Origin of the sequence: Flavobacterium sp. (genome assembly GCF_027483985.1) — a bacterium.
Taxonomy (GTDB): domain Bacteria; phylum Bacteroidota; class Bacteroidia; order Flavobacteriales; family Flavobacteriaceae; genus Flavobacterium.
The window spans coordinates 1-20,954 of the sequence record NZ_JAIXTJ010000054.1 but is presented as its reverse complement, the minus strand read 5'-3'; the positions used below and the strand labels follow the sequence as shown (position 1 = coordinate 20,954).

Below are 20,954 nucleotides of genomic sequence, written 5' to 3'. Positions count from 1 at the left end.
TTCGGAAAATTAATGAAACAAATCAGTCCAGCAAGCAAAGGTTGGGATGGAACTTACAACGGAAACCTAATGCCTTCAACGGATTACTGGTTCACTGTTGAATATCCAGAAGCTGGTGTAATCAAACAATTTAAAGCCCATTTTGCTTTGAAACGATAAGAATAAATAAAAAAAGATTCCATTATGGAATCTTTTTTTTTTGACTATGTTGCAAAAAAAACTCCTCATTTTGAGGAGTTTTAAATTTTATAAATTATTTAGAATTATAAACTTTCAAGGCATCATTTAAAATTTGCACTGAACGAATTAAATCTTCTTTTTTCAAAACATAAGCAATTCTAACTTCATTCAATCCAACATTCGGTGTTGAATAAAATCCTGCTGCTGGAGCAATCATAACTGTTTCGCCATTGTTATCATAAGATTCTAATATCCACTGAGCAAAATCATCAGCATTGTCTACAGGTAATTGCGCTATACAATAAAATGCACCTTTTGGAGTTGCTACTTTTACACCTTCAATTTTATTTAATTCGGCTACAAGTGTATCTCTTCTGTCTTTGTATTCTTCAATGACTTCAGTAAAATAACTTTGTGGTGTATCCAAAGCCGCTTCACTGGCTATTTGAGCAAATGTTGGCGGACTTAATCGTGCTTGTGCAAACTTCATTGCCGTAGCCATTAAATCTTTATTTTTAGAAACTATGCAACCAATTCTTGCGCCACACATACTGTAGCGTTTAGAAACAGAATCAATCATAATTGCATTTTCTTCAATTCCAGGAATATTCATTACCGAATAATGTTTGTCATTTTCGTCATAAATGAACTCGCGGTAAACTTCATCTGCAATTAAAAACAAATCGTGCTTTTTAACAATATCAGCTAATTGTTGAATTTCTTCTTTTGAATATAAATATCCAGTTGGATTTCCTGGATTGCAAATTAAGATAGCTTTAGTTTTAGAAGTAATTAATTTTTCAAAAGCTGCAATTGGAGGTAAAGCAAAGCCATCATCAATTGTAGAAATAACAGGAACTACCTTTGCTCCTGAAGCGGTTGAAAATCCGTTATAGTTTGCATAAAAAGGTTCTGGAATAATAATTTCGTCATCTACATCCATTGTACTTCCCATAGCAAATAATAAAGCCTCTGAACCTCCAGTTGTAATGATAATATCTTGAACATCTATTGGTAAACCATGATTTTTGTAGTAGGTTGAAAGTTTATTTCTGTAACTTTCAAAACCAGCAGAATGACTGTATTCCAAAACTGAAATATCGTTGTTTTTAATAGCATTAAGCGCAACTTCTGGCGTTTTAATATCGGGTTGACCAATATTTAAATGGTATACTTTGTTCCCTTTTTTCTTTGCAATATCTGCATACGGCACCAACTTTCTAATTGGTGATTCGGGCATTTGTTTTCCTTTATTTGATACTTTAGGCATGATTGAAAATTTAGTTATGCAAATTTGCAATTTTTTATTGTAATTCTAGTTAAAAATCAATTTTGAACAATAAAATTGTATTAATTTTATGAAAATTATTATTAGATGAAGTTTAAATTACTTTCGATTGTACTTTTTTTTCTTTCTTTTACTATTAGTGGACAAACGGGTTTTGAGTTTAAAAGCAATAAGAAAAAGATTACGCTTCCTTTTCAATTTATAAATAACCTTATCATCATTCCTATTGAGGTAAATGGTGTCACTCTAAATTTTATGCTTGATACAGGAGTAGAAGAAACCATACTTTTTAGTATTGATGATACAGAAGAAGTTAGTTTTTCTAAAGTCGAGAAAGTTAAAATACGCGGTTTTGGAACGAATAATGCATTTGAAGCTTACAAATCTGAAAATAATAATTTGAAAATTAAAAATTTCGTAGATCAAAATCACACCATTTATCTTGTTTTAGATCAAGAAATTAATATCTCTTCCCAAGTAGGAATCCCAGTTAATGGCATAATTGGTAATAAATTTTTTAAAGATAATTTAATCAAAATTGATTACACAGCAAAGAAAATAATTATCTATAATCCTAATGTCAATCAATTAAAAGAGGTCACAAAAAATTACAGTTCATTTTCGATTAAGTTATTACAAGGCAAACCTTATATAAACGCAAATTCATTTTTTACTACTGATAAACCTGTTTTAAAATCAATGCTTTTGATTGATACCGGAAACACCGACGCTTTTTGGTTTTTCAAACAAAAGGATAAAAATATTGTGATTCCAAATAAGTATATTGATGATTATTTAGGTCGAGGTTTTAGTGGTGATATTTTCGGAAAAAGAGGTAGAATTCCATCAATAGCAATTGGTGATTTTATTTTTAATAATCCAATTGTGGCTTTTCCTGATAGTATTGCTACAAGCGATGTTGAAAAAATTGAAGGACGTTTGGGTTCAGTAGGAAATGAGGTAATGCGTAGATGTACCACTATCTATGATTATGCTAAAGGATTTATTTATTTGAAGAAAAATAGTAGCTACAATGATTTATTCAATTTTAATATGTCAGGAATTGAGGTCCAACATCAAGGATTACAGTGGATTCCTGAAAGTTTTGAAGATAATCCTGTTGTCAGTAATAACTTATTTGACGCTTCTGGAAATAAAATTGCTAATAATCTAAAATACAAGTTTGAATTAAAACCCGTCTATATTATTTCTAATGTCAGAAAAGATTCTCCTGCAGCTTTGGCAGGACTTAAAAAGGAAGATACCATTATTAAAATTAATGCGATAAACGCCTATAATTTCTCACTTGAAAAAATAAATGATCTTCTTAAATCAGAAGAAGGTAAAATAATCGAATTTGAAATCAGTAGAAATGGACAGATTTTTAAATTTAAAATCCAATTAAAAAATATTTTATAAAAAAAAACGTCCGCATATAGCGGACGTTTTAGTTTTATGATTTCTCCATCAAACTTTGTTTCTTTTCCAATGGGTTGACTTCTTTTTTAACAATCACTTCACCCTTTATTTTTAATGAAACCATACCGCTTTCAGCATTGACAGCATTAGTTTCGACTGTAATTGTTTTTCTTATTGGTCCAGGATTCATATTGTATTTTACAGTGATAAAGTCTGATTTTCCTGGCATAATAGCATCTGTGGGTTTACTTGGAACAGTACATCCGCAAGTAGATTGCACATTCTTTATGATTAATGGTTGATCTCCAGTATTTGTGAATTCAAATTTTCTCACACCATCATCAGTATCTTTAGTAACAGTGCCATAATCAATTGTATTATCCTTGTCTTTGAACACAATTTTAGCACCACTTTGAGCAAACGCTACACTGTTTATCATAACAAATGCAACAAATAATATCTTTTTCATTCTCTTAAATTTTTAATTCTTTGGTTTAGTAAAATTACGACTTTAAATTAATAAGCAAAATTTTAATTCTTAATTTTTTATAAAACTACTTATTACTTACTTTTGCAATAGTATTTACAAAAAACGTACCAAGTTTCATTAGAAGCGAATAGCTTGGGATTTATCAGTATTCCATATTCCTGCTTTCCGAGTTACAAGGTAACTTCTCCAATCAGGGCTAAAAAGTTTTTGTATTGTACTTTTGTTAATTTTATAAAACACTTTCAGTTTAAATCTGAAATCTAAAATCTGAAATCTAAAATTATATGATTCCTGCACAATTCAACGCCAAAGAAGTAGAACAAAAATGGTATGACTACTGGATGAAAAATGACTATTTTACATCCAAACCCGACCATAGAACACCTTATACCATCGTTATTCCGCCACCAAACGTGACTGGAGTTTTGCACATGGGACACATGTTGAACAATACTATTCAAGATGTATTGATTCGCCGTGCGCGCCTTAAAGGCTTCAATGCATGTTGGGTTCCAGGAACTGATCATGCTTCTATCGCAACCGAGGCTAAAGTTGTTGCTAAACTTAAAAGCGAAGGAATCAACAAAAACGATTTGACACGTGAAGAATTCCTAAAACACGCTTGGGATTGGACCAATAAATATGGTGGAACCATTCTAGAACAATTAAAACAATTAGGTTGTTCTTGCGATTGGAGTAGAACCAAATTCACAATGGATGACGACATGTCAGCATCAGTAATACATTCATTTGTAGATTTATACAACAAAGGATTGATTTATCGTGGCTATCGAATGGTAAATTGGGATCCAGAAGCCAAAACAACTTTATCTGACGAAGAAGTAATTTTTGAAGAACGTCAAGGAAAATTATATTTCTTAAAATATAAAATTGAAGGTTCAGAAGACTTTTTAACCGTTGCCACAACGCGTCCTGAAACGATTTTTGGAGACACAGCTATTTGTATCAATCCAATCGACGAACGTTTCACTCATTTGAAAGGTAAAAAAGCCATCATTCCAATTGCAGGACGAGTTATTCCCATTATTGAGGATGAATATGTTGATATCGAATTCGGAACTGGATGTTTAAAAGTGACTCCAGCGCACGATATGAATGATAAAACGTTAGGTGAAAAACACAATTTAGAAATTATCGATATTTTTAATGAAGATGCTTCTCTAAATTCATTCGGATTACATTATCAAGGTAAAGATCGTTTTGTAGTTCGTGAAGAAATTGCAAAAGAACTAGAAACCATTGGTGCTTTAGCTAAAACCGAAACGCATTTAAATAAAGTAGGAACTTCTGAAAGAACCAAGGCTGTAATCGAACCAAGATTATCTGACCAGTGGTTTTTAAGCATGGAAGAGTTAGTAAAACCTGCCATTAAAGCCGTTCTAGAAACCGAAGAAGTAAAATTATATCCATCACGTTTCAATAATACCTACAAACATTGGTTAGAAAACATTCGCGATTGGAACATTTCTCGTCAACTTTGGTGGGGACAACAAATTCCGGCTTATTTCTATGGTGATGGAAAAGAAGACTTCGTAGTTGCTAAAAATATTGAAGAGGCTTTAGTTTTGGCACAAAAAGCTACAAACAATAAACAATTAACTATAAACGACTTAAAACAAGATGCTGATGCGTTAGATACATGGTTTTCGTCGTGGTTATGGCCAATAGCAGTTTTTGGTGGCATTCTTGATCCAGAAAATGAAGATTATAAATATTATTATCCTACAAATGATTTAGTAACTGGTCCAGATATTTTATTTTTCTGGGTTGCGAGAATGATTATTGCAGGTTACGAATATGCTGGCGAAAAGCCTTTCACTAATGTATATTTGACAGGTTTGGTTCGTGATAAACAACGTCGTAAGATGTCGAAATCATTAGGAAATTCTCCTGAACCATTAGAGTTAATTGAGAAATTTGGTGCTGATGGTGTTCGTGTTGGATTGCTTTTAAGTGCTTCTGCAGGAAACGACATTATGTTTGATGAAGAATTGTGCAACCAAGGAAAAGCATTTTCTAACAAAATATGGAATGCTTTCAAATTGATTAAAGGATGGGAAGTTTCGGATTCAATTCCGCAACCAGAATCGTCTAAAGTTGCTATCGAATGGTATGAAACTAAGTTGCAAAGAACCTTAACCGAAATAGAAGAGAACTTTGATAAATACAGAATTTCTGATGCTTTGATGGGTATTTATAAATTGGTTTGGGACGATTTTTGTTCGTGGTTTTTAGAAATGATAAAACCAGCTTACCAACAACCAATTGACAAAGCAACGTTTGACAAAGCGATAGAAATGTTGGAAAACAACTTGAAGTTATTGCATCCGTTTATGCCGTTTTTAACAGAGGAAATTTGGCAACACATTGCTGATAGAACTCCAGAACAAGCTTTAATTGTTTCAGAATGGCCAAAAGCAAAACCATATGATGAAAAATTAATAGCCGATTTCGATTTTGCTACTGAGGTAATCTCCGGAATTAGAACTATTAGAAAAGACAAGAACATTCCGTTTAAAGATGTTATCGACTTGAAAGTACTGAATAACGAAAATGCCTCAACTTATTTTGATGCCGTAATAATGAAATTAGGAAATGTAGTTGCTTTAGAATACATTACCGATAAAGTAGATGGTGCTTTGTCGTATAGAGTTAAATCTAACGAATACTTTATTCCAATCACCGGAAATATTGATGTTCAAGCCGAAGTAGCTAAATTAACCGAAGAGTTAAACTACACCAAAGGATTCTTAAAATCGGTACAAGCTAAGTTATCTAACGAGAAGTTTGTAAACGGCGCACCAGAAAAAGTATTAGAAATGGAACGCAAAAAAGAAGCCGACGCTTTAGCCAAAATAGCCACCATAGAACAAAGTATTGCTGGTTTAAAATAATAGAAAAGTCCTGAGAAATCAGGACTTTTTTTTAGTTGTTTTTTCAGGAATGTATTAGTAAGGGTTAGATAAGTACATCCAAAGATCTTGGTCTGACTTATTAAACAATATTCATAGTGTTTTAAACTTCTTCAGAATAATTATTTGATTACAAATTTTTCTAAACTTTTGGTTTCAGTCTAAAATAACTCCCCAATTTTTATATTCTTATACTAAAATTGAAATCCTAGTTTCACTCCAAAACGGTATATTAAATTGTCGATATTTTTGTTATCAACAGCTCCTTTTCCTTTAACTTCCCATTTCCAGTTAAAACCTGCTGACGGATCAACATAAAAACCTTTAGCAATTTTTAGCTTGTAACCAATATTTCCATCAATTAATGACCAATAACTGTAAGTTCCGTTGAAAAAAGTTTCATCATATTTTACACTTCCATAGCTCAAGAAACTTTCATAGTAAAATTTCTCATGATTTTGTTCATTAAAATAAGTTCTAGAACCAGCTTGAATTTCAAATCCTTGACCTGTTAAATCATTATTACTTCCGTAACACATTGTTGCATAACTTAAATTAAAAACTGCTGATTTAGCATACTTTTTTCTTTTTTTTGTGCTTATTTCGTCGTCTTTTTTAATCTCATAAGGTAATTCTAAACTCAAACCTACAACCGTAGGTTCAGAAACGTTGAAATTTGCCGATAAAGTTGCTTTTTCTTTGGTAGATTCTTCTTGTGCAAAAAATGCTGTTGGCACTAACGCCAATAATAGTAAAATTTTCTTCATGATTTGATGATTTTATGTTTAATATAAAAGTAAGATTAATATTTTTAATTTGCAAGAAAAATAGTACTATGCTATCAATTTTCTTACATAATTTTATTTAGTGTATTGAAAATCAATATAATATAGTATAAGTTAGGTTTATAGAGAATTCGCTCTTGAATTATGTTTCTAAAATATTCTTCTTATTTAGACGTAATATAACTTAGAACCGCAAATTCGAATCATCTTTTTTAATATTATTTTTTCAAAGATTAATACACTGTTTAAAATAAAATAGAGTATTGTGAACGTAATTCCATTACTTTTAAATAAGCTACATATAAAAAAAATCCTCAATCGAATTAACAATTGAGGATGAAATAGTTTTTTGAGTAAGCATTTACTTAACAGAATACTTAATATAATAAGAAAAGCGAACAAGTATTTTTTCAAAATTTGTTTCAACGTTTACATTATCTTTTATAATCATGTTTGAGGACGTATTACTAAATCTAAATGAATTTAAATCTAATTCTTTTATTTCTAATGGTTTACCTAATTCCTCACCAATCGCTTGAAGTAGGTAAGTAGCTTTTTCTTTGGCTACTTTTATAGCAGCAATTCTAACTTCTTTTCGATATTTTTCAATTTCAGAAGATTCTGTTTTTGAGATAATAGCTTCTTTAATATTCATATCACTTAACTTTTTGAATACCTTTTTAACTTCATCTGCATTTTTTACTATTAAAGTATATTCTCTTGATAGTTTTATTCCAGTTTCTCTTTTCTTGTAAGTTGTAATTTCAGAAACTGCATCTGACAAAAATAATTCTTTCAAATCAACACCAGTTTCTGCTAAACCTTTTCTAAGATTTTCTTCTTGTTTTTGAATACTATCGTCTTTATCATTTGTGCTTTTTTCAGTTAAAGTAATTGCAATATAAATTCGGTCAGGCATTACTTCTTTTTCAGCAGTTCCATTAACTTCAATGAATGGTTTTGTATCTTTTTCTTTGAATATTAAATCATTCTGAGCAGAAAGTACATAAGAAAATAAAATTGCTAAGAATAAAAATGTATTTTTCATGGTATTAGTTTTTTCAAAACTAAAAAAAAATCCTAAGCAAAAAACTTAGGATATAATTTATAACAATTATTTATGATTACTCAAATTTCACTTTGGTAACTTTAGTTTCGCCATCTCTAACATAAGTAACTTCTAGTTCGTCACCTGGATTGATTTTGCCTAAAGCTTCCATATAGTTATAAACGTCTTTGATGGTTGTGGTTCCAATTTTTGTGATGACATCGCCTTCTTTAATACCAGCATTTTGTGCAGGTCTGTTTTCTGTTACGCCATCTACATGTAAACCATCAGGATGCTCTGAGTAATCCGGCATAATTCCCATCGTTACTTTGTATTTTGGTCTTGTTTTTCCGGCATTGGCTTTTGTTTTAGTAAATTCTACTTTGTCTAAATCAGCTACATCATTAGCGATTCTAAAAACAAATTCTACAATGTTTTTTACACCATTGAAATTAATTTTATCGGTATCATCACTTGGTTTGTGGTAATCGCCATGCGTTCCTGTAAAGAAATTTAATACCGAAATATCTTTTAAATAAAACGAAGTATGATCGGTTGGTCCAATGCCGCTATCTTCCGTAGTTACATTAAAACCAGCTGGTTTGTTTTTCTCTACCAGTTTTTTGAACTCTGGAGAAGTGCCAACGCCACCAACAATCAGCTCTTTTTTGTCGTTCAAACGTCCAATCATGTCCATATTAATCATCGCAACAACATTTGGATATTTTGTTTTGATTGTTTCTGCCATATATTTTGAACCGATTAATCCGTCTTCTTCACCAGAAAATAAAGCAAAAATATAGTTGGCTTTTTCTATAGTTTTATTTTTTGATAACATACGAGCTAATTCCAAAACTCCCGAAACACCAGAAGCATTGTCATCAGCACCATTGTGAATTTCACCTTTAGAATTTGGTTTTGTAGAATTGTTGTGCTCATTCACACCCAAATGGTCATAATGTGCTCCAATAACAATAGTTTTAGTCGCTTTATTGTCTAAATATGCAATTACGTTTCTACCGTTATTTGTTTCGCTTTGATCTGTAATAGAATCGTTTGGATTCGAGCGAACTTTATAATCGAATTTTTGTAAATAGGTTTTTCCATCATAAGGTTTTAAACCCAAAGCCTTAAATTGTGCCGAAATATAATCAGCAGCTTTTTGTTCACCAATCGAACCAGTTAAGCGACCTTTCAATTCATCGGAAGCTAAGTAAGAAATATGCTTTTTTAGAAGTTCTGGTTTTACATTTTCTGTTTCGTCACTATCAACCCAATCCGCAATGAAAACGTTAGTTTCACGAGCTGCAGTTTGTTGACGATTACTCGACCAAACTAATTTCTTTCCGTCAGGCGAAAACATCGGAAATGCGTTAAATTCGCTTTCCCAAGTTATTTGTTTCAAATTTGTTGCATCTACATCAATCATGTACAACTGAAAATCATAGCCACGAGTAGAATGATGATTAGATGAAAAGATAATTTTTTTGTCTGATGGATGAAAAAATGGTGCCCAATTGGCTTTACCTAAATTAGTTACTTGTTTGATGTCAGTTCCATCAACATTACAAGTGTAGATTTCCATTTCAGTTGGCGCTACTACATTTTCTGCTAATAAATCTTTGTATTCTTTTATTTCTTTCTCGGTTTTTGGTCTAGAGGAACGGAACACTAATTTTTTGCTATCGTTTGAAAAGAAGCTTCCGCCATCATAACCCAAACCATTAGTTACTTGTTTCAAATTACTTCCGTCAATATCCATAGTCCACAATTCTAAATCACCTGATCGAGTAGAGGTAAAGGCAATTTTTTTTCCGTCAGGAGAAACTACAGCCTCGGCATCATAACCTGGCGAATTAGTTAATTGCTTTACAATTTTTCCGTTTAGATCGGCAATATAAATATCAAATTCCGGATAAACTGCCCAAAGATATTTTCCGTCTTTAGGTTTTGGCGGAGCAGGACACGCTTCATTTGATGTATGAGTTGAGGCATAAATGATATGTTTTCCATCGGGCATAAAATAGGAGCAAGTGGTTCGTCCTTTTCCAGTAGAAATCAGCTTTAAACTATTAAAATCGGTTATGGGTTGTGTTAAATTCAAAGAATAAATTTGATCACATTGCACTCCAAATTGTTTGTTAGTTACTTGAAGTGTCAAGTTTTTTCCATCTGGACTAAAATAAGCCTCAGCGTTATCGCCACCAAAAGTAAGTTTTGTAATATTTTTAAGGTTTTTTTCTTGACCAACAGCTTGCAAAGAAAGCAGAAGAAAAAAGAACTTAACAAAAGAATTTAGTTTTGAAATATTTAGATACATATATAATTTGATAAAGTAATTTTTTTAATACTAGCAAAGATAGTAAAATTGATTTTTTTACTCTAGTGGTTTACAATAAAATATAGGTTTATTTAAAACTTAGTAAAGGGAATACTGATACCAATACTTAATATGAATTTGTCTTATAATTCTGGTATAAAACAAAAAAGCCTCTCATTTCTGAAAGGCTTCTTATGCTATAAAATGGTTTATTCTTTTATGAATTTGCTAGTAGCAGTTCCTTTATCGGTGGTGACTTTTATAAAATAGTTACCGGTTTTTAAATTTGATACCTCAATTGTGTTTGAAGGATTGGTTGTTGTTAAAACCACTTGTCCCAACATATTATAAATTGAAATGGACGATATTTCAATTTCGTTTTTTACTTCGATATGCAATAAATTTTTAGCAGGATTTGGGTATAAAACAAACTCGTTTTCAAAAACAAAAGCATCATTATTCAATGCTTGAAAAGTTGAAGTTGCTGTGTTGGTTATAATTGGAAAATTGTAATCAAAATAGATATTTGCTTGATTGCTAATAGTGTTTCCAACCACTAAAGTTGATTTTGTTTTAATTTTAAAAACCACATAACCATCATTATTGGCATCATCAAAAGGAAGATTGATGTTTTCAAAAATGAATTCTACTTTGTTGCCGTTTATTCTTGTTGTACAACTATGAGAAGCATCGATCATTTGTAAACTTGAAATATCAAATTTTGAAATATCTATCATATCTTTTACCACAATGTTTTGAGCCGCAAAAGTTCCAGTGTTTTCAAAACGGATTTTATAATGCACATATTTACCAATCATACTTGGGTTAATAGTTGCGCCTTCTAAACACGTTTTGTCGTTGGGATCGAATGAATTAAAAACAGTTTGACTTAACGCAAAAGTATTGTCATCTGGCGTTTCATCGGTAGTTAAACCATTGGCTGTTGCGGTATAACTTAAAACATCGCCGCCATTAACCGCTGGTGTTTCCATTGGAGAATTTACATTTAATGTTACTATAATTTCACCGGTTTGAAAAGGTGCAATGGTACCAACATTCCAAGAAAGTGTTCCTACTGCTTGCGTAGTAGGTACCAAACTTGAAGAAACATAATCTAAAATAGCCTCATTATAATTAAAATTGACTGTCGCTGTTTCATTCAAGTTTCCTTTGTTTTTGTATTTGATTTTATAAGTTGCATCAAAACCAGGACGAGCAGGAAGTAGCGAAATAACAACCACTTCTAGATCGTGATGAACACCATTTGGCATTATACAAAAATTTTGAGAAAACGGACTTGCAGTAGCTGGAAAAGTAACAGTTGCAGTAGCTGGAGCAACAGTAAAAAAAGTTGGGTTTTCTAAAACAGGAGTAATGGTGTAAGTTCCTGCTTGGACTGGAATTGCATAATTTCCTGAAGTATTAGTAATTATACTACCCGAAACTATACCATCGGTTATATTGAATTTCAAATTTGGCAAAGAAATGTCCAAAGCATCACAACCATTAGTGTTTGAATCATATTTATTGGTGCCATTTATAGTGTAAAACATACCTCCAGGAGTAAAGCTACAATAGCCATTAACATTACAATTGGTATAACCATATCCTGTTGCTAAATTTTGCACGCTTGTAATCTCACTATCATCTGCGCAAATGTAAGTAATATTAGGGTTTCCAGAAAAAACAATATTTTCATTACGTCCATTTTTTACAAATAAATTTGTAAGTTGGTTGTTTTGGCAATATAAATTATTAAGATTTGTTAATCCTTGTACATTTAAGGTAGTAAGTTGGTTGTCAAAGCAATTTAACTCTTGAAGATTTGTCAATCCTTGTACATTTAAGGTAGGAAGTTGGTTGTTAGTGCATTGTAAAGTGTGAAGATTTGTCAATCCTTGTACATTTAAGGTAGGAAGTTGATTGTAACTACAAGCTAAATATCCAAGATTTGTCAATCCTTGTACATTTAAGGTAGGAAGTTGGTTGTTATAGCAATTTATAAATTGAAGATTTGTCAATCCTTGTACATTTAAAGTAGTAAGTTGGTTGTTAGAGCACTTTAAAGTTTGAAGATTTGTCAATCCTTCTGCATTTAAGGTAGGAAGTTGGTTGTTATTGCATTGTAAAGTATGAAGATTTGTCAATCCTTGTACATTTAAGGCAGTAAGTTGGTTGTATTGGCAATATAGCACTTGAAGATTTGTCAATCCTTGTAAATTTAAGGCAGTAAGTTGGTTGTTATAGCATAGTAACCCTTGAAGATTTGTAAAAGCTTGAATGCCTGTCATATCTGAAATAGAACTATAACTCACATCGAGATAGGTAACCGCTAATGCTTCTGTGTTTTGTATTTGTCCATCATTATTTGCATCAATTTTAAAATATGTTCCCGATAAATTTGTTGCAATTTGATTACTTGCACTAGCAGCAATCAGTTTTGCTTTAAAAATGGCATCGGGAATAGTTACAATTTGAGCATTGGCAGTCGCAAAAAAGAATAAAGTAAGTAGTGTAAAGTACAAATGTTTCATAAAATTTTTGGTTTTAGATTCCAAATATATAATAATAAATGTAAACATTCTATTACTAAGTGCTGATAATCAAAAAAAAGGCTTTTAAAAATGAAGATCATTTGGGCATTTTTTTTCGATGTTGTAATACCAATACTTAATATGAATTAGTCTTATAATTCTGATTTAAAACAAAAAATCCCAAGTTATTATCTTGGGATTATTTACTTACTTTTTCAAAGCTTCTTCATATTTTTCTTGTACTTTTTTCCAATTTATAACGTTGAAAAAAGCATCAATATATTTTTTTCTCTTGTTTTGATAATTCAAATAGTAGGCGTGTTCCCAAACATCAATTCCTAAGATTGGAGTTCCAGCAACCACAGCTCGTGGCATCAACGGATTGTCTTGATTCGGCGTACTTGTTACTTGAAGTTTACCAGCTTTATCAACAATCAACCAAGCCCAACCTGAACCAAATTGTTTAGTAGCAGCATCTTCAAATTGAATTTTAAAATTTTCAAATGAACCAAAATCTTTATCAATAGCTGTAGCTAAAGTATCAGTAGGATTTCCACCTGCTTTTGGCGCCATTATATCAAAATACAAAGTATGGTTGTAATATCCACCTAAATTATTGCGCAAGTCAGCATTATTCAAGTCTAATTTTTTAAAGATTTCCTCTATTGGAAGACTCTCTAATTCGGTTCCGACCAAAGCTTTATTTAGATTGTTAGTATAGGTCAAATAATGTCTAGAATAATGGAGTTCCATTGTCATTGCATCAATATTCGGCGCTAAAGCATCATATCCATATGTAAGTTTGGTCAATTCAAATGCACCTTCGTCGGCTTTAACATCATCTGGCGAACCAATAGTCATTTTTTCTTCTTTGGTAGGAAGAGGAACTTCTACAACTTCAGTATACTTTTTTCTTTTACAAGAACCAATTGAAAGAAGAAATACAGTACTTAAGACAATTAAAATTACTTTTTTCATATATGTAAAATTCATTTTTTAGCGGTCATATATGGTATCGCGTAGTATTTATTGGTGTTTACCTCACAATTGTTTAATTTTTCCATCGGTGTTCGATGATTTTCAATTGTTCGAAACAAACTTGTTATTAATGGCGATTTCATTAGTTATTTATTTTTGACAATAGCGTTGATAGCTTCAATATATAATTCTTTGCATTCCTCTTGTGTAAGGTGACTTATTTGCATCCAAGCATTCATCTTAAAGGCATTTCTTAAGTCATAAACAGGATAAACTCTGTTAGTGATAGTTCCGTGAGTAGATTGTTTGTATAACGCATAAAGTCGCAATTGAACATCTTGCGGAAGTTCAGCTTGCGTAATGGTATTAGCTAACGCAACAGCATTTTCAAAGCGTTGTTCTAAATCTTCTTGCATTTATTTGCTCGCAACTATAGTTTGGTTTCCTACTGCTTTTTGTCCAATCTTCACGTTTACGTTGGTTCCTATTGGTAAATAAATATCTACTCTTGAACCAAATTTTATAAATCCGGCATCGTCACCTTGTCGAACTTGCATTCCTTCTTCCGCGTAGTTAACAATTCGTTTTGCTAATGCACCAGCAATTTGTCGGTACATAATTTCACCAAAAATTCTGTTTTCAATTACTACGGTAGTTCTTTCGTTTTCTGTACTAGCTTTTGGATGCCACGCAACAAGATATTTACCAGGATGATATTTACTATATCTTACGCGACCGCTTGTGGCATAACGAGTTACGTGCACGTTTATAGGCGACATAAAGATGGAAACCTGCAATCTTTGATCCTTAAAATATTCAGGTTCATATACTTCTTCAATTACTACTACTTTTCCGTCAACAGGAGCAATAATATTGTAATCATTTACTTCTAGTGGTCTTTTCGGATTTCTAAAAAACTGTAGAACAGTTACTAAAAGTAATAACAACAGTATTTGAACAACTTTTAAAATCCAAAAATTTGTAATTAAGATTGGAGTTAATAACAACAATGCTACAAATAATGTTGTTGAAATTAAAATGATTTTTCCGCCTTCTTTATGAAACATAATTTAAAATTTGATAAAACAAAAATACAAAAGGTGCTACAAATATAACACTATCTAATCGATCTAAAATGCCACCGTGACCAGGCATTATTTTTCCGCTGTCTTTTACATTAGCAATTCGCTTGAATTTTGATTCAATTAAATCGCCAACTGTTCCGATAACACTTACTAAAATGGCTATTGTAACCCAAATAAGAATTGATTTTGAACTGAATTGTGGAGAAGCTTTTATGTAAAATTTTGATATTAAAACGCCAGCTAATATTGCAAATACAACACCGCCTAAAAATCCTTCAATGGTTTTTTTCGGCGAAATTCGCTCAAAAAGCTTGTGTTTACCGATGGATTTACCGACAATGTAAGCAAAAGTATCATTGGTCCAGACCAAAATAAATAATCCAATAATGATTTTAGGATTATAATCGTCAATTCCGAAAGATATTTCAGTAATAAAAATAAAAGGAAGAATAATGTAGCCTAATAAATATAAGTATTTAGAAGAATTACTAATGCTCTGAATTCGATCATAAAATAAAAACAAAATACATTTTACTGAAACAACAAGTGTAATAACCAATAAAACAAGATTAAGTTGTTTAGAATTGATATCAAAGGCTAAGTTTAATTTTTGTTTGTAATGATTGGCTAGTATTATTGATACATAAAGTGATGTACCAAGAATGATGGGTGCAATTTTATTTATTTGAATTAAAGAACAAAATTCAAATATTGTTATAGCTAAAAAAACGCCAAAGAGAACAAAAAAGCTTTCTTTTGAAAATAGGATAGAGGCTATCAATAAAATTATGTAGACAGCTCCTGAAATTCCTCGTTTTAGAGTTTCATTCATTTTACAAATCTTCTAAAAGAAGTAGGTATAAATTTTTGGCACAACTACCATAAGTCAAGAAATCTTCATCTTGCACTTTTTCGAAGTATTTGATAGTGGTAATATTAGTAGGATAGTCCTTATCGTATTTTTTCTTGATACCTCTTAAACCATCACTTTTAGATTCTAAAATTTGGCTTGTAGTGGCTAAAATTACAATGTTATCAGGAAGTTCATTAGGTTTTTTCTGCTTGATTTGATTAGATGAAAACAAAACTGAACCTTCGTCGGCAATTAAATTTTCACAGCTAGCAAATAAGAATTTTGGTGCTGTTGGATTGGTATAACTTAATTTATTTTCGTCTAAAAGATTGTATAACTTAGGTTCAAAACAAAGTGCTTCGCTTTCAAACCAATCATTTTCTTCCAGAATATTTTCAAATTGTTCTCTTACCTCGTTTAGGTTTTCACAATAAATAAATTTACCTCCGTTTTTCTTAAAATTGAAAGTAAAAAGGTCATCTACTGGAAGATTGGATGGTTTGGGAGTGTTATATTCACTTTGGTTTTCCTCATCGGAAGCGTCATTACTAGAACCAAATATTTTTCTAAAAAGACTCATATTATTGTGTAAAATTCTTTAAATATCATTTGAAAACCTTCAAAGATAAAAAAATCTTAATTCAAAAGCATTTTTTGAATTAAGATTTTTATTTTTTTATGTTTAACGACTGTTTAAGCTGTAAATTCTGTGTTTTCTTCGATGTCTTTTTGATAAGGACGTTTTCCGAAAATAGTTTCTAAATCGTCTTTGAAAATCACTTCTTTTTCAATTAAAATATCCGCTAGTTGCAATAATTTATCTTTGTTATCATTCAAAATTTGAATAGCGCGGTCATACTGACTTTCAATCAAAGTAGATATTTCTTTATCAATTGTGATAGCTGTTTCCTCAGAATAAGGTTTGCTGAAATTGTACTCACTTTGTCCCGATGAATCATAATAGGTAACGTTACCTAATTTATCATTCAATCCATAAATAGTTACCATTGCACGTGCTTGTTTAGTAACTTTTTCTAAATCAGATAAAGCACCAGTTGAAATCGTATTAAAAATAACTTTTTCAGCAGCACGTCCGCCCATTGTAGCGCACATTTCATCTAACATTTGATCTGGACGAACAATTAAACGTTCTTCTGGCAAATACCAAGCAGCACCTAAGCTTTGTCCTCTTGGAACAATAGTTACTTTAATAAGTGGTGCAGCGTGCTCTAGCATCCAGCTAACTGTAGCGTGTCCTGCTTCGTGAACTGCAATGGCTCTTTTTTCTTCAGGAGTAACAATTTTATTTTTCTTTTCTAATCCACCAACGATACGGTCAACGGCATCTAAAAAGTCTTGTTTATCGACAGCTGCTTTATTGTTTCGAGCAGCAATTAAAGCAGCTTCGTTACACACATTAGCAATATCAGCACCAGAAAATCCTGGTGTTTGTTTTGCTAAAAAGTCGGTATCTAAACCTTCTACTTTTTTAAGAGGCGCTAAGTGCACTTCAAAAATTTCTTTACGTTCTCTAATGTCTGGTAAATCAACATAAATTTGTCTGTCAAAACGACCAGCTCTCATTAAAGCCTTGTCTAAAACATCAGCTCTATTGGTCGCTGCCAATACAATTACGTGTGTATTAGTACCAAATCCATCCATTTCGGTTAGTAATTGGTTTAACGTGTTTTCTCTTTCATCGTTTCCGCCCGACATATTGTTTTTGCCTCTTGCACGTCCAACAGCATCAATTTCGTCGATAAAGATGATTGCAGGCGATTTTTCTTTTGCTTGTTTGAACAAATCTCTTACACGAGAAGCACCAACTCCAACAAACATCTCAACAAAATCAGATCCTGAAAGGGAGAAAAATGGAACTTTAGCTTCACCAGCTACCGCTTTTGCTAATAAAGTTTTTCCTGTTCCTGGAGGTCCAACTAATAATGCACCTTTTGGAATTTTTCCTCCTAAAACGGTATATTTTTCAGGGTTTTTAAGGAATTCAACTATTTCTTGAACTTCTTCTTTGGCACCTTCTAATCCGGCAACGTCTTTGAAAGTAGTTTTTACTTCTGATTTTTCATCGAATAATTTAGCTCTTGATTTTCCAATATTAAAAATCTGACCACCGCCACCACCAGCGCCACCACCTGACATTCTTCTCATCAAATAAATCCAAATACCAATAATTAAAATGAAAGGTAAAATTTGGAAAATAATGCCTGACCAGTCGTTCTTAGTTTGGAAATCGAAGTCTTTAATCTTTTTCTGATTTCTAGCAGCAACTAATTTGTTTTGAAAAAGTTCATCGTTTCCTGGATCAAACACATAATGTGGACCTTTGTTAGAATTCCCAAAAACATCAGTAGCCACTTTTTTGTTGGCTTTATCTTTTAATGCATTTGCTGTAAGAAAAGCTTCTGCTTGATTCTTGTTGTAAATAATTACTTTTTCAATTTGACCGCTATTTAAAAGTTCATCAAATTTTGAAGATGAAATTTTTGCAGGATCTTGCATCGAAGCGCCACTTAGCATGTTTAAAACAATAAACATAAAAATAACCGCTCCTGATATCCACCATGGACTAAATTTTAAACCGCTGGGTTTTTTGTTCTCTGACATTATTTATAGTGCTTTTAGAATTTGTTTGCTAACGATGTGATCTTGGCATCACCCCAAAGGCCTTCGATGTTATAGTACTCACGAATTTCTTTTTGAAACACGTGCACTACTATGCTTACATAATCCATCAATACCCATTCGGCGTTGTCGGTTCCTTCAACGTGCCAAGGTTTATCTTTTATTTCTTTTGATACAATTTTTTGAACTGAGTTAACAATAGCATTAACTTGTGTGTTTGAAGATCCGTTGCAAATAACAAAATAATCGCAAACAGCTGTGTCTATTTCTCTTAAATCAAGGATTTCAATATCATTTCCTTTTACTTCTTCTATTCCTTTAATGATGTTTGTTAATAAAACATCGGTACTTATTGTCTTTTTTGCCATCTAAATTTTATATAATTTGCAAAGGTATCAAAATTTGTCATTATTTTTGATGCTTAACATAAGTTTAAATACTGTTTTACAAAAATAATTCCTATGAACTTAATCAAACTCGATGCCATAGATTCTACTAATGATTTTTTGAAGGATATGTCGCGCAATCAAATTCTTGAAAACTTTACGGTTGTTACAGCAAAAACTCAAACAAAAGGTAAAGGACAAATGGGTTCAACTTGGGAAACTGAAAGTGGTAAAAATCTAATAATGAGTATTTTGGTAAAAGATGTAATCACCGAAATCGACTCGATATTTCATTTGAATGTTGCTATTGCTTTAGCGGTTTATCAAACATTAGAACCTTTAAATTTGCCAAAACTTTCGATAAAATGGCCCAACGACATTATGGCAGAAAATAAAAAAATTGGTGGCATTTTAATTGAAAATAGTTTTAAATCTGACAATACAATAGAATCCATCATCGGAATTGGTTTGAATGTAAATCAAACGAATTTTGAAAACCTACCGAAAGCGTATTCTTTGAGTGCTTTTTTAAAGAAGGAAGTTGATTTAAATGATTTGTTAGAACGATTGTTTTTCGAAATAAAAAAGCATTGCAGTTTTCTTGTGGCCAATCAACAAAACGTGCTGTGGAACAAATACCATCAAAATCTCTTTAAAATAAATACGCCAATTGCCTTTGAAGACAGCAATAAAAATCAATTTATGGGCATTATTCAAAAAGTAAATTATGAGGGAAAATTAGAAGTAGTTTTAGAAGATGATGCTGTTAAATCGTTTGGTGTAAAAGAAATTCAAATGTTGTATTAACATCGAAATCTATCTTTAAATAAAAACCTCGTAACTTATTAGAAACGAGGTTTTTTTATGTTATGACTTGTGAAATTTCTTTACAATTTATGCATATTTTCTGCTAAAGTTTCAATGAATTTTGTAATCGGACCTTTGATCATCATTGCCATCATCGGATTAAAATCGCCATCAAAATTTAATTTTACTTCGCTTGAATTTTCTGAAATTGCATCAATACTTGCCACTAATGTAAAAGGAAGTTTGTCACTTGCCGCAGCAAGATTCACTTTAGAATGTGGAACACCTTCTTTCAATCTCAATTTGATTTCTGGCATACCTTTCAAACCAAAATTGAAAATATCATCACCAAGGACTTCAAATTTAGCGATGTTCTCAGGCATTAGTTTTTCAAAATTTTTCACATCAGACAATTGAGTGTACAAATACTCAGCCGATTTTTCTACAGTAACTTTTGGACTTTCTAAGTTCATTTATTTATTGTTTGTTGTTAATTGTTAATAGTTTATTATTCGCTCAAAACTATTAACAATAAACTATTAATTAATAACTGTTTAAACACCCCAAATCGATGGACTTTTTCTCCATTCTTGTAAGGTAATTTGTTCGTTTTCAGTGATGTATTGTTTTTCTACAGCAAGTTCTAAAAGATGTTCGTAGTTGCTTAACGTATTCAAATTTACATTCGCATTTTTGAAATTTTCTTCGGCTACATCAAATCCGTAAGAGAAAATGGCTAACATTCCTTTTACGTTTGCTCCAGCTGCTTTTAAAGCTTCAACAGCAAGCAAACTGCTTGTTCCTGTTGAAATCAAATCTTCTACTACAACAACATTTTGACCTTTTTGTAAAAAACCTTCCACTTGATTTTGTCTTCCGTGCTTTTTTGGCTCTGGTCTAACGTAAACAAATGGCAATCCTAACTCTTCAGCAACAAGTATGCCAATGCCAATAGCGCCGGTCGCAACACCTGCTATCACATCGGGTTTGCCATAAATATCTTCTATTTGCTTAGAAAATTCATCGCGAATGTAATTTCTTATCGCTGGAAATGAAAGCGTTAGACGATTATCGCAATAAATAGGTGAATTCCAACCCGAAGCCCACTTAAAAGGATTTGACGGATTCAATTTAATTGCATTTATTTGTAAAAGCAATTCGGCTGTTTTTTCGGCTGTTTCTTTATTAAAAATCATACTGCAAATGTA

At 31.8% G+C, this 20,954-nt stretch carries 19 protein-coding genes; 4 read left to right on the top strand and 15 right to left on the bottom strand.

Annotated features, from left to right (window positions below):
* The first annotated feature begins 12 nt into the window (after positions 1-12).
* Positions 13-159, top strand: a complete 147-nt coding sequence (locus tag Q0050_RS13865) for a T9SS type B sorting domain-containing protein (protein ID WP_298397074.1) — start codon at positions 13-15, stop codon at positions 157-159.
* Between the two features lie 94 nt (positions 160-253).
* Here the strand turns inward: Q0050_RS13865 and Q0050_RS13860 are convergent, their stop codons facing one another.
* The gene (locus tag Q0050_RS13860) at positions 254-1,450 is read right to left on the bottom strand and encodes a pyridoxal phosphate-dependent aminotransferase (RefSeq protein ID WP_298397068.1); all 1,197 of its coding nucleotides are present in this window, start codon (positions 1,448-1,450) and stop codon (positions 254-256) included.
* A 105-nt stretch (positions 1,451-1,555) separates the two neighbouring features.
* Between Q0050_RS13860 and Q0050_RS13855 the strand changes: the two genes are divergently transcribed.
* The gene (locus Q0050_RS13855; protein WP_298397065.1) at positions 1,556-2,887 is read left to right on the top strand and encodes an aspartyl protease family protein; all 1,332 of its coding nucleotides are present in this window, start codon (positions 1,556-1,558) and stop codon (positions 2,885-2,887) included.
* Positions 2,888-2,921: 34 nt separating this feature from the next.
* Here Q0050_RS13855 and Q0050_RS13850 read toward each other — a convergent pair whose 3' ends face one another.
* The gene (locus Q0050_RS13850; protein WP_298397062.1) at positions 2,922-3,356 is read right to left on the bottom strand and encodes a DUF1573 domain-containing protein; all 435 of its coding nucleotides are present in this window, start codon (positions 3,354-3,356) and stop codon (positions 2,922-2,924) included.
* Positions 3,357-3,661: 305 nt separating this feature from the next.
* On the opposite strand from Q0050_RS13850, the gene Q0050_RS13845 reads away from it, so the two are divergent.
* The gene (locus Q0050_RS13845; protein WP_298397059.1) at positions 3,662-6,292 is read left to right on the top strand and encodes a valine--tRNA ligase; all 2,631 of its coding nucleotides are present in this window, start codon (positions 3,662-3,664) and stop codon (positions 6,290-6,292) included.
* A gap of 212 nt (positions 6,293-6,504) precedes the next feature.
* On the opposite strand, the gene Q0050_RS13840 is transcribed toward Q0050_RS13845, so the two are convergent.
* The 11 genes from Q0050_RS13840 to rsfS form a co-directional block, all read right to left on the bottom strand.
* Positions 6,505-7,077: a hypothetical protein gene (locus tag Q0050_RS13840; protein WP_298397056.1), complete on the bottom strand. Its 573-nt coding sequence runs from the start codon at positions 7,075-7,077 to the stop codon at positions 6,505-6,507.
* Between the two features lie 379 nt (positions 7,078-7,456).
* The gene (locus tag Q0050_RS13835) at positions 7,457-8,143 is read right to left on the bottom strand and encodes an SIMPL domain-containing protein (protein ID WP_298397053.1); all 687 of its coding nucleotides are present in this window, start codon (positions 8,141-8,143) and stop codon (positions 7,457-7,459) included.
* Positions 8,144-8,219: 76 nt separating this feature from the next.
* Entirely contained in the window at positions 8,220-10,463 is a 2,244-nt protein-coding gene (locus Q0050_RS13830; RefSeq protein WP_298397050.1) for a M20/M25/M40 family metallo-hydrolase, read from the bottom strand.
* A 209-nt stretch (positions 10,464-10,672) separates the two neighbouring features.
* Positions 10,673-12,997 carry a T9SS type A sorting domain-containing protein gene (locus tag Q0050_RS13825; protein ID WP_298397048.1) on the bottom strand — a complete coding sequence of 775 codons (2,325 nt, stop codon included), beginning with the start codon at positions 12,995-12,997 and terminating at the stop codon, positions 10,673-10,675.
* 207 nt (positions 12,998-13,204) lie between these two features.
* Positions 13,205-13,975, bottom strand: coding sequence for a superoxide dismutase (locus Q0050_RS13820; protein WP_298397046.1), 771 nt, complete (start codon positions 13,973-13,975; stop codon positions 13,205-13,207).
* Between the two features lie 146 nt (positions 13,976-14,121).
* Positions 14,122-14,391, bottom strand: a complete 270-nt coding sequence (locus tag Q0050_RS13815; RefSeq protein WP_298397043.1) for an acyl-CoA-binding protein — start codon at positions 14,389-14,391, stop codon at positions 14,122-14,124.
* A complete protein-coding gene (locus Q0050_RS13810) occupies positions 14,392-15,042 on the bottom strand; it encodes a phosphatidylserine decarboxylase family protein (RefSeq protein ID WP_298397040.1) in 651 nt (216 codons plus the stop codon).
* Positions 15,032-15,892 carry a phosphatidate cytidylyltransferase gene (locus Q0050_RS13805; RefSeq protein ID WP_298397037.1) on the bottom strand — a complete coding sequence of 287 codons (861 nt, stop codon included), beginning with the start codon at positions 15,890-15,892 and terminating at the stop codon, positions 15,032-15,034. Before Q0050_RS13805 ends, Q0050_RS13810 begins: the two co-directional genes overlap by 11 nt.
* A 1-nt stretch (position 15,893) precedes the next feature.
* Entirely contained in the window at positions 15,894-16,493 is a 600-nt protein-coding gene (locus tag Q0050_RS13800) for a lactate utilization protein B/C (protein ID WP_298397034.1), read from the bottom strand.
* A 113-nt stretch (positions 16,494-16,606) separates the two neighbouring features.
* On the bottom strand, positions 16,607-18,535 hold the full coding sequence (gene ftsH / locus Q0050_RS13795) for an ATP-dependent zinc metalloprotease FtsH (protein ID WP_298397031.1): 1,929 nt from the start codon (positions 18,533-18,535) through the stop codon (positions 16,607-16,609).
* Between the two features lie 14 nt (positions 18,536-18,549).
* The gene (gene rsfS / locus Q0050_RS13790; RefSeq protein WP_298397028.1) at positions 18,550-18,921 is read right to left on the bottom strand and encodes a ribosome silencing factor; all 372 of its coding nucleotides are present in this window, start codon (positions 18,919-18,921) and stop codon (positions 18,550-18,552) included.
* Positions 18,922-19,014: 93 nt separating this feature from the next.
* Here rsfS and Q0050_RS13785 point away from each other — a divergent pair, with 93 nt between their 5' ends.
* Complete coding sequence (locus Q0050_RS13785; RefSeq protein WP_298397026.1) at positions 19,015-19,746, top strand: biotin--[acetyl-CoA-carboxylase] ligase; 732 nt, start codon at positions 19,015-19,017, stop codon at positions 19,744-19,746.
* An 80-nt stretch (positions 19,747-19,826) separates the two neighbouring features.
* Here the strand turns inward: Q0050_RS13785 and Q0050_RS13780 are convergent, their stop codons facing one another.
* Complete coding sequence (locus Q0050_RS13780; RefSeq protein WP_298397024.1) at positions 19,827-20,219, bottom strand: SRPBCC family protein; 393 nt, start codon at positions 20,217-20,219, stop codon at positions 19,827-19,829.
* Positions 20,220-20,300: 81 nt separating this feature from the next.
* Entirely contained in the window at positions 20,301-20,942 is a 642-nt protein-coding gene (pyrE, locus tag Q0050_RS13775) for an orotate phosphoribosyltransferase (protein ID WP_298397071.1), read from the bottom strand.
* Positions 20,943-20,954: the final 12 nt, after the last annotated feature.